The sequence below is a fragment of the Bradyrhizobium huanghuaihaiense genome (assembly GCF_007830635.1).
GTDB lineage: Bacteria > Pseudomonadota > Alphaproteobacteria > Rhizobiales > Xanthobacteraceae > Bradyrhizobium > Bradyrhizobium huanghuaihaiense.
This window is the reverse complement of sequence record NZ_VLLA01000067.1, coordinates 1-8,430: the sequence shown is the minus strand read 5'-3', so window position 1 is coordinate 8,430 and position 8,430 is coordinate 1. Positions and strand designations below refer to the sequence as shown.

Sequence of the window (8,430 nt, the reverse complement as noted above, 5' to 3'; positions counted from 1 at the left end):
TGCGATCTTTCCTCGAAAGGTGGACTTCTCTTGCTTCGGGTATCATCCCGACCTTGAATCACGACTCACGTTCCAAGAAAAGTGGGTACTAGTATTCACTCGCGTCCGGCTGGTGACACAATGTCGGCAACCCGACTCTGCGTCTCGTGCTGCGCAGAAGAGACGCATCATCCTATTGTCATTGAAGCTTAACTACACAGAGTCTCTGGTGGCACATCAATTGCTAGTCCAGACTTTGCCCGGGGATCAGTTCCGGTCCACGCGCTGGGGAGAATCAGCTATGACGAACAAGATGCTAGGCCGATCTGCGCAAGCTCGCGTCGCCACCGGAAGACGTCCGGTGGTCGAGATACCGTCCTCATCACAAGATCAACAAGGAGTTGTTCATGCTGACAACCCCGGAGGCGCGGGTTTGCGCACCTCATCACGGCCTATCGCGCACGGCCTGCGGCCGCACACCGCGGTCATGAATTTCATCGAGGGCGCGCGCGCCATTACCGAGAGTGAGCTGCAAGCCAACAACATCACGCAGTATCACGCCACAAATTTTTATCGCGATCAGATCACCAACAGTGGCTACTACGACCAGCTTAAATACATTGTAGAGCCCACAATTGCTGAGTTCAAGAGTCCCGGAAGTCTTGACACCAGCGGCGAGCATGACAATACCGTCGTGCCCGGGCTTCAGCACAAATACGCGCAGACCGGTCTGCTGCTGGTAACGGACCGTTGCGCGTCCTATTGCCGTTACTGCTTTCGCAAACGCATCGTCGGCAAGGACTCCGATGAGATCGCGCCCGATTTCGCCCGGGTCGCGCAGTATATCGCCGGCCATCCTGAGATGACGAACGTGCTGCTATCTGGAGGCGACCCGTTCGTGCTCAGCACCGCTAAGCTCGGCAAGATTCTTGATCATCTGCTACCGATCCCGCACTTGGAGTCAATTCGATTCGGCACAAAAATAGTCGCCTTCGCACCCAGGCGGTTTGAGGATCCCGCACTCCCGGCGTTGTTCCGGCGGATCAGTGAAGCGGGAAAGACCGCAGTGATCGTCGCGCATTTCGACCACATCGGCGAGATCTCGGTCGATGCGGAGCGCAACATTCGCGCGCTACGCGCACAGGGCGTGCAGTTTCTGAATCAGTCCGTGCTTCTGGCGAAAGTCAACGACGATCCCGAAATCTTGGCGGCGACCTTTGCAAAGTGTCACCAAATGGGCGTCCGCCCTTATTATCTTTTTCAAGGCAGGCCGGTGAAAGGCGCATCGCACTTTCAGGTCTCGCTGCGGCGCGGTATAGAGATCGCGCGCGGCATCAACCGACGTCTCAGCGGTATCCAGAAGACGTTCAAATACATCATGTCCCATTACACGGGGAAGATCGAGGTTCTCGACCTTGGTGCCGATGGCCGCGTGTATATGCGATATCATCAAAACAAGATTCCCGAAGAACTCGGAAAGGTCTTTTCCCGGCGGCACGTCGAGGGCGCCTGCTGGTTGGACGATTTGCCCGAAGGCTGAGATCGAAATGCGCGCGATGCTGATGCCCAACTTGGAGCGCGTGGAGCTCGACGGCCCTGCCGCTTCCGTAGGGCAGCGCCACGAGGCTGTGGTGACGGCTTTCCCGAACGCTACCGAAGCCGGGGTGGAAATCCTGCGCGCCGGCGGAAACGCGATCGACGCCGCTGTGGCCGCCGCCTGGGCGCTTTGCGTGTGCGAACCCAGTGCATCGGGTCTGGGCGGGCAGACCGTGTTGCTCGTCCGTTTTGCGGATGATCGAATTCGGATCATCGACGGACATTCCCGTGCGCCCGCAGCCGCTTCGCTCGACACGATCAAAGCGGGCCAGCAGCGGCGCGGGTATCGCTCCTGCACGATTCCATCGACTCCCGCGACGCTGGACTGGGCGCACAGGAAATACGGCGTGCTCAGCCGCGAAACTGTGATGGCGCCAGCGATCCGCATTGCGGAAGAAGGCTATCCGATCACGCCATTGCAGCACCGACAAGCCCGATGGGTGGCCGATGATCTGCGAGCATCGCCGGCCGGTGAGCTGTTTCTCCAAGACGGTCTGCCACCGGAAATCGGCCACATGTTTCGACAACCGGAGCTCGCGGGCACGCTTCGCCGGTTGGCCGATTTCGGCACCGAGGACTTCTATCACGGCGGAATTGCCCGGCAGATCGCAGCCGATATGCGAGCGGCCGGCGGTCTCATCACCGAAGAAGATCTAGCAAGCTGCGGTCCGCCCGCACAGGTGGAGCCGGTTTCGACGTCCTATCGCGGCCATCGGATTCTCAGCATCCCGCCGCCTAGCGGCGGACTGCAACTCTTGTTTGCACTTAACATCATCGCGCAGATATCAGCGACAAACTCGGAGTCATCCGACGATAGCTGGCACGAAGCGATCGCGCTCGCGTCATCCGCCGTCTTTCGCGAGCGGGAGCTCCGCCCGTTGCTGCCCGATGATCTCATTCCGCAATCGCGTCAAGGGCGGTTGAGCGAAGATTACGCGCGGCAAGTCGCAGATAGCATCCTGGCGCCGCAAAGTACCAAAGAGCTCGCGACCGACAGTGCCGAAGAACCGGGCGATACGACCCATCTTTCGGTCTGCGATCGAGATGGCATCATTGTAGTGCTGACACAGTCTATCCAATCGGTGTTCGGCGCCAAGGTGGCACACCGGGATCTGGGTTTCCTCTACAACAATTATCTGTGCACGTGTCCCCGCCTTTCTCACCCCTATGAGCTCGGACCAGGTTGTCGACCGCGCTCGAACATGGCCCCAACGCTGGTGTTACAGGGCGCCACCGGCCGCCCGCTCCTGGCACTGGGCGCCGCCGGCAGTCGACGGATCATTTCGGCAATTCTCCATGTCCTAAGTGGAGTCATCGACTTGGGCTTGGATATCACGGACGCTGTGGCGGCGCCTCGCGTACATGGACTGGTCGGTCGCAAAGTCTGGATCGAGCGGCCGGCAGCCAGCAATGCCCTGTTGGCAAGATTGCGCGCCCGTAACCGCATCCCAATCGTCAAATCACGACTCAATTTTGCGATGGGTTCGGTCAACGCGCTCCAACTCATGACTGACGGAAGCGCGAAAGGCGCTGCCGATCCCCGGCGTGATGGCCTGGTGGAGGTGCTCTCTTGAGTGAAACGTGCAGAAATAAGAATGCCTCGGCGGACGCCGCGCCAAAGACCGATTGGTTGCTCGTGGGCCTCTTTGTCCTGCCGCTCGGCGTAGCGCTCGCCAAACTGCCGATGCTATCGACTTCGTCCATCAGTGCGAGTTTTGTTTCGCTCACAGAGTTACCGGCCCAGTTCCACAAGTCAGCCGAGAGCGTGGTGTTCGTCTCCTTGGGAGCTGTCTTCGTCGTACTCTTTCGCCTCACTCTTGGCGTCAGGGTGCTGGGGCTTCTTCGGCCGATCTTGTTGGCGATGGCTTTCGATACCGTCAGCATCCCGATCAGCCTTGCCTTCCTGCTGTTCGTACTCCTCGTCGTTGTCGCCTTGCGGCCGCTGCTCAAGACAGACCACAGTTACGCGCGAGTGGCTGTGCTGTTGAGCTTGGCGGCAGCGCTGCTGTTTGCGCCTTTGACCGCGGGGGAATGGTGGCATATCGCCTGGCTTCGTGAGATTGCGTTCTTTCCGGTTATCGCCTTGTGTTTGACCTGCGAAAGCTTCGCAAAAGTGCTCGACCAAAATGGAGTCCGTGAAGCGATCTGGCGCGCCTTCACGACGGTGTTGGCCGCCCTCATCATCGTGGCTCTATCGAGTTTGCCAGGCACGTTGGAACTCTTCCTGCGATTCCCGGAACTGCTGTTGGTGCAGGCCGGGTGCATTTTGCTAATCAACAAGTATCTCGATTTCCGCTTGTTGGAAGGAGTGAACCCGCTCGTCGCCTGGCCTTGGGGCGCGGGCACTCCAGGCGAGCCGTCCCTCTCGATCTGCCAAATCCAGGCGAATGAACGTGAAAGCCGGCAACATACAGGGAGCAGCTCATGCGGGTAGCCGTCGTGTGGAACGATGATCATAGGGGCGTGATCAACCACTTCGGTCAACCTTGCCCGGAGAAATACGGCCGCAAGACGGTCGAAAGCGTGGTGGCGGCACTGCAAGAGGGTAACCACGACACGCTGCTGTGCGAAGGTGATAAAGGACTGCTCGCGACGCTTGAGCGGTTCATGCCACCCGATTCGCAAGCCCGCCCTTCAGGGATCGTTTTCAACATGGCGTACGGAATTCAGGGCGAGTGCCGCTACACGCACGTTCCGGCCATGCTCGAGATGGCTGGCGTTCCGTACACCGGCTCCAGCCCGCTCGGGCACGCACTGGCGCTCGACAAGGCCATTACCAAACAGCTCATCCGCGATTGCGGCGTGCCGACGCCGAACTTTCGTGTGATGCGTAGGGGCACCGAGAGTACCGGCGATCTGTGCTTCCCGTTGGTAGTAAAGCCGCGTCATGAATCCACGAGCTTCGGATTGCAGCTCGTATATGAGCCCGCCCAGTTGAGACAGGCCGTAGAAGTGATCGTCACGCAATATGCGCAGGATGCACTCGTAGAAGAATACATCGAAGGGCGGGAGATCTGCGTTGCCCTGCTGGGAAACGGAGAGCTTGAGGCGTTGCCTCTGGTGGAGCAGGACTTCGGCGAGCGCGAGACGCGTCTTATCACTTGGGAAGACAAGATGCACATGGCGGTCGTGGAGCCCCAGAAGATTTGCCCGGCGCAGGTCGGGAGCAATCTCGCGACAATACTGCGGGATATTTCGGTTGCGACCTTCCGCGCCTGCCGCTGCCGGGATTACGCCCGCGTCGACATCCGGATCGACCGCTCCGGGCACCCCTTTGTCCTGGAGATCAACTCGATGGCCGCACTCGGTATCGGCGCGTCTTATGTCCTGGCCGCGAAAGCCGCCGGGTACACCTTCTCGAGTTTGGTCAACGGTATCCTCGACGTCGCCCACGCGCGGTATTTCGGAACTGGCATTTCCCAGGCCGAACAACCGTCAAATCGCGAGCGGATTTATTATGCCGCTGGGTAGTGTGTTGAGAGCTGTCACTTTTTGTCGATCGTATGGTTCGGCGGAGCAACAATAGCGATGTTTGCACAGGCAAATGGAGGGCGGTTTTCCTGCCGGACTCGAAACTGATGATGCAGACGATCGCTGAAGCTGTGCGCTCGGGTTGTTGGTGCCGGCACTTCCGGAGGGATGGGCGGAAACGGCTTGCGTGCGCGAAAGGACCTGGCGGGAAATGCGGCGACATATGCAGACCGCGATAACGACCGGTACCGACTGCCTCGTTATCTTAGCTTTACAGTTGGTGCGCCGGGAGACTGGCAAGGTGCATGGCTCGGATGTTTCAGGAGTCGTCATCTTTCGCAAGACGCTGCGACGAGATCAGCTCCTCAAATTCTTCGCTAGCCGCCCGTGAAGAATTCGGAAGCGATTGATACGTCGCGATGATTTAACCTGAGCAAGTATTCGATTTTGCAAGAAAGCCGGGGGGAGGGTCGGTTTCTTGCGTTTTGGGATACCGGATTTTGGTGGATCGTGATTCCTTTGACGGCAAGATTCGCTGTTGGAGAACGGGCCGTGAGTCAGCCGCGCGACGATCGCCAGGACGACCTATTTCGGGCTTCTCTGGATGCGATCATCAACCTTCGTCATCCGCTGGTGCGGCTTGCGGCGGAGATTGATTGGGATTTTCTGGCGAAGCGCTTCAGCTCGGTGTGTCGCACCGGGCCGGGCCAGCCGCCGCTGCCAACGAGGCTCGTGGCCGGGCTGTTCATCCTCAAACATATGCACAATCTGTCTGACGAAGCGCTGTGCGGGCGGTGCTTGGAATGGATGCCGTCGGCCCAGATGTAGATGTAGCGCTTCGCCGACAGATCGCGCTTCTGCCACGCGGCGTGCTCGTCAATCCGACGTCCTGCAGCCGGCCGATCGCGGATGCCGACAACCCGCCAGCATCGTTGCCGAGCAGCGCCGGCAGCGCCTCGGAGAAGTCGCCGGTCGAGATCCCTTTCAGGTAAAGGATCGGCAGCAGTGTCTCGATCGACTTGGAGTGGCGCATGTTGGCCGCAGCATCGACGGAGAGAACCGGCGCCCAGGTAGCGGCCGCCTCGCGAGCGCGTACACGCGGCCGGCGGACGGCGACCGGACCGATGCCGGCCATCACCTCGCGCTCCGGCAGGTGACCGTGGCGCGCGATGCGCTGGTGGCCGTCCGCGGTCTTCAAATCGGCATGCTGGCCGAGAAAGTCTGCGACTTTGGCCTCGACCGCCTTGGCGAGAAGGCACGTGCCCCGTTGCGCAAGACTTCTGTGAGTTGATCGTCAACGATTCCTGGCTGAATCGGCTGGATGACGTTATCGTTGGACACGGCATATCGCTCCTTCGGTGGAGAAGTGGAGGCGTCAAGCCCCCCCACGGGGTGCCGCCTTTGCGATTCCGCCGTCACCAACTTTCAGCGATAGCTCTCTTGCGCTTCCCGCGCACCGGCCGGTTCAATTCCAGAGGTGGCGCTACCTCACACCGATCTCATCCACCGCGTCCGCCAGCGTCCTCAGAAACGATTGGTGCCAATCATTTTCATCAGACAGCAGCCAAGCCGGTAGGCTGGCTACGTAGCGGCTCAGGGCGATTACGCCCGCAAGCGTAGTAGGCTTGGAGTGGATGAGCACGTCTGCATACTCCTCGAGAGCCAACCCTCTTTCCTCGCTGATCGCGTCGGCGGCATCAAACTCGGGACCTGCGACAAGTTTCGAGGATACCGATGCCGCGGCGGCGTGCTGCGCGGAAAGCTCGCGGTGACGCTCAATCACATCAAAAATCGTATCTAATTCAGTCGCCATGGCGCATTTGCCCCAGGCCACATCAGATCGGCACCAACCAATCTTGGTAGGTGCTTCCAGTCGTTCTCAGCGATACTGTCTGGTAGCGCCCTTGGAATTGAGCCTCTCGGGGAGGTGGTCGGTCTCGCTAATCCAAGGGCGAAGGCTGGCCACCGAAGTTTGCAGCGCGTGGTGGGGACAGCGCTTCCGGAGCCGTGAGCGCCGAGTCACCGCCGCCAACTTCACTGGCAGCGTGGGCGCGGCAGGAACAGCGGCGGGTTTTCACTCTCCACGGCGTCGAGTCATGTCCGCGTGCCTCCAAGTCCGCGTGTGCGCCGCAGAGTGGAGCAACCATGATGCCCACATTTATTGCCTCGTACGATCTAAAAGAGGCTAGGCCAGACCCGCACGAACACTTTCTTACAAATGCGATCGAGTACGGCTGGTTTCCCTGGATTCTGGACCATGACGACACTCTATTTACTCTTCCGAACACCACCTTGGAGGGTTCGTTTGTCGACCAAACGCAAGCGGTCGCAGCACTCAACGCAGCAAGGATAGAGACGGAAAAAGAGCTTGGGATCACGGTCATGATGGAAAAATGGATCGTTTCCCTCGGATGCGTTTTCGTTCTGCGAGGATCGCCTCGGCCCTGCCGAAGTAGGCATCGGCTGCTGTGAGGTTGTCGATGCTCTCATGATAACGGACGTGATTGTAGTGTTCGACGAAGGCCCGTACCTGACGTTCGAGATCACCGGGCAGGTAGTAGTTGTCGAGCAGGATGCGGTTCTTCAGCGTCTGATGCCAGCGCTCGATCTTTCCGCTCGATCTTTCCCTGGGTCATGGTACGGAGCGCCGCGCACATGCTGCATGCCCTTCTGGTCGAGCCACTTGGCCAGATCGTCCGCCACGTAACTCGAACCATTGTCGCTGAGAAGCCTTGGCCGGTGCGCGACGGCGATGTGGTCAAGGCCGGATACAGCGAGTGCCTGGTCGAGGGTGGCTGTGACGTCGGAAGCGCACATGGTGGGACCAAGCCTCCAGGCCACGATGTAGCGCGAGAAGTCGTCAAGCACGGTCGAGAGATAGTACCACCCCCATCCGGTGATCTTGAGGTAGGTGAAGTCGGTCTGCCAGAGCTGACTGACGGCCGTCGTCTTGTCCTTGAACTCGTTCGCGGCCTTGATCACCACATAGGCCGGGCTGGTGATGAGGTCATGCGCCAGAGCTGGCCCCGGTTGTTTGGACAGCGCCCCGCTGGATTTAAGTGGATTCCTGCCGGGTTATGCTGAACGCGGGGCTTTACGGTTTTGTCGTTGCGTCGGGAGGGCGTAGCCCGACCAGAGCGACGACAAAATCGTCGGCGACGGTCATGCGGCCATCACCATAGCTTGCGTGCCGAAGTAAGCCTCGTCGGGCGTGCGCCCGTCAAGGCTCGAGTGAGGGCGTCCCTGATTGTAGAAGGCCAGATACTTGGCAATTGACGCTCGCGCCTCGGACACGCTGTCGTAGGCGCGGAGATAAACTTCTTCGTATTTGACCGTGCGCCAGAGCCGCTCGACAAACACGTTGTCGCGCCAGGCGCCCTTGCC

At 59.7% G+C, this 8,430-nt stretch carries 7 protein-coding genes and 3 pseudogenes; 6 read left to right on the top strand and 4 right to left on the bottom strand.

The genetic code is table 11. The features are described from left to right. The first annotated feature begins 466 nt into the window (after nt 1–466). The 5 genes and pseudogenes from IQ16_RS44150 to IQ16_RS44130 form a co-directional block, all read left to right on the top strand. The gene (locus tag IQ16_RS44150; protein ID WP_016848546.1) at nt 467–1,519 is read left to right on the top strand and encodes a KamA family radical SAM protein; all 1,053 of its coding nucleotides are present in this window, start codon (nt 467–469) and stop codon (nt 1,517–1,519) included. A gap of 7 nt (nt 1,520–1,526) precedes the next feature. After that, entirely contained in the window at nt 1,527–3,149 is a 1,623-nt protein-coding gene (locus IQ16_RS44145; RefSeq protein WP_014498635.1) for a gamma-glutamyltransferase family protein, read from the top strand. Next, nucleotides 3,146–4,009 (top strand): 7TM domain-containing protein, encoded by an 864-nt coding sequence (locus IQ16_RS44140; protein WP_014498636.1) that lies wholly within the window; start codon nt 3,146–3,148, stop codon nt 4,007–4,009. Before IQ16_RS44145 ends, IQ16_RS44140 begins: the two co-directional genes overlap by 4 nt. Beyond that, the gene (locus IQ16_RS44135; RefSeq protein ID WP_011090946.1) at nt 4,000–5,046 is read left to right on the top strand and encodes a D-alanine--D-alanine ligase family protein; all 1,047 of its coding nucleotides are present in this window, start codon (nt 4,000–4,002) and stop codon (nt 5,044–5,046) included. Before IQ16_RS44140 ends, IQ16_RS44135 begins: the two co-directional genes overlap by 10 nt. A gap of 552 nt (nt 5,047–5,598) precedes the next feature. Continuing rightward, a pseudogene (locus IQ16_RS44130) lies at nt 5,599–5,850 on the top strand (transposase); the annotation flags it as partial. On the opposite strand, the pseudogene IQ16_RS44125 reads toward IQ16_RS44130, so the two are convergent. Next, nucleotides 5,838–6,387 (bottom strand): annotated as a pseudogene (locus IQ16_RS44125) (transposase); the annotation flags it as partial. The pseudogenes IQ16_RS44130 and IQ16_RS44125 overlap by 13 nt on opposite strands. A 142-nt stretch (nt 6,388–6,529) precedes the next feature. Then, nucleotides 6,530–6,859 carry a hypothetical protein gene (locus IQ16_RS44120; protein ID WP_016848551.1) on the bottom strand — a complete coding sequence of 110 codons (330 nt, stop codon included), beginning with the start codon at nt 6,857–6,859 and terminating at the stop codon, nt 6,530–6,532. Between the two features lie 332 nt (nt 6,860–7,191). On the opposite strand from IQ16_RS44120, the gene IQ16_RS44115 reads away from it, so the two are divergent. Beyond that, a complete protein-coding gene (locus IQ16_RS44115; RefSeq protein ID WP_162130962.1) occupies nt 7,192–7,518 on the top strand; it encodes a hypothetical protein in 327 nt (108 codons plus the stop codon). Here IQ16_RS44115 and IQ16_RS44110 read toward each other — a convergent pair. Continuing rightward, nucleotides 7,427–8,061 (bottom strand): annotated as a pseudogene (locus IQ16_RS44110) (transposase); the annotation flags it as partial. The gene IQ16_RS44115 and the pseudogene IQ16_RS44110 sit on opposite strands and share 92 nt — an antisense overlap. 147 nt (nt 8,062–8,208) lie before the next feature. Beyond that, a partial coding sequence (locus IQ16_RS44105; RefSeq protein ID WP_145832232.1) for an integrase core domain-containing protein occupies nt 8,209–8,430 on the bottom strand: 222 nt, incomplete at its 5' end.